The organism is Cellulomonas sp. IC4_254 (genome assembly GCF_011603975.1).
Lineage (GTDB): Bacteria > Actinomycetota > Actinomycetes > Actinomycetales > Cellulomonadaceae > Cellulomonas.
The window spans coordinates 1-1,491 of the sequence record NZ_JAANNB010000362.1; the positions used below are offsets into that span (position 1 = coordinate 1).

At 73.5% G+C, this 1,491-nt stretch carries 1 protein-coding gene; it reads left to right on the forward strand.

From position 1 onward, the window contains the following. On the forward strand, positions 1-1,491 hold a 1,491-nt coding region (locus G6556_RS18780), incomplete at both ends, for a SulP family inorganic anion transporter (RefSeq protein WP_346775011.1).

Genomic DNA, 1,491 nt, shown 5'->3' on the forward strand with positions numbered 1-1,491 from the left:
GGCGCGCACCCCGCCGTCCCCGAGGCGGACGCCTCCTGGTCGGTGCGCACGGCGCTGCGGTCGCCGGCGCGGCTGCGCACCGAGGTGCTCGGCGGGCTGGTCGTCGCGCTCGCGCTGATCCCGGAGGCGATCTCGTTCTCGATCGTCGCCGGGGTGGACCCGCGGGTCGGGCTGTTCTCGTCGTTCGTCATGGCGGTCTCGCTGGCGTTCCTCGGCGGCCGGCCGGCGATGATCTCCGCGGCCACCGGCGCGGTCGCGCTCGTCGTCGCCCCGGTCGTGCGGGACCACGGGGTCCCGTACCTGCTCGCGACCGTGATCCTCGGCGGCGTGCTCCAGGTGGCGCTCGGCCTGCTCGGCGTCGCGCGGCTCATGCGGTTCATCCCGCGGTCGGTCATGGTGGGGTTCGTCAACGCGCTCGCGATCCTGGTGCTGGTCGCGCAGCTGCCGCACCTGGTCGACGTCCCGTGGGTGGTCTACCCGCTGGTCGCGGTGGGGATCGCGATCATCGCGCTGCTGCCGCGGCTCACGACGGTCGTCCCCGCGCCGCTGGTGGCGATCGTGCTGCTGACCGTCGTGACGGTCGTCGCCGGGCTGGCCGTGCCGCGGGTGCGGGACCAGGGCGAGCTGCCGGACAGCCTGCCGGCCTTCGTGCTGCCCGACGTCCCGCTGAGCCTCGAGACGCTGCGGGTCGTCGCGCCGTACGCCGTCGGGCTCGCGCTGGTCGGGCTGCTCGAGTCGCTGATGACCGCCAAGCTCGTCGACGACGTCACCGACACCCACTCGGACAAGACCCGCGAGGCCTGGGGTCAGGGCGCCGCGAACGTCCTGTCCGGCCTGTTCGGCGGCATGGGTGGCTGCGCGATGATCGGCCAGACGATGATCAACGTGAAGGTCTCGGGCGCGCGCACCCGGATCTCGACGTTCCTGGCCGGCGCGTTCCTGCTCGTCCTGGTCGTGGTGCTCGGCGACGTGGTCGGCGCGATCCCGATGGCCGCGCTGGTCGCCGTCATGGTGATGGTGTGCGTCGCGACGTTCGACTGGCACTCGGTGCGGCCGTCGACGCTGCGCCGGATGCCGCTGAGCGAGACCGCGGTGATGCTCGTGACCGTGGCGGTCACCGTCGCCACGCACAACCTCGCGTACGGCGTGGTGTCGGGGGTCCTGGTCGCGACGGTGCTGTTCGCGCGCCGGGTCGCCCACCTGACGACGGTGACGCGGCTCGACGCGGGGGAGGACCCCGGCGTCCGGCGGTACGCGGTGTCGGGGGCGCTGTTCTTCGCGTCGTCCAACGACCTCGTCTACCAGTTCGACTACGACGGCGACCCCGCGCGCGTGGTGATCGACCTGGCGGACGCGCACGTCTGGGACGCGTCGACGGCGGCGACGCTGGACGCGATCGTCACCAAGTACGCCGCGAAGGGGAAGACGGCCGAGGTGGTCGGGCTGAACGCGGACAGCGCGCGGCGGCTCGGGCGGCTGGCGGCGGCGCTG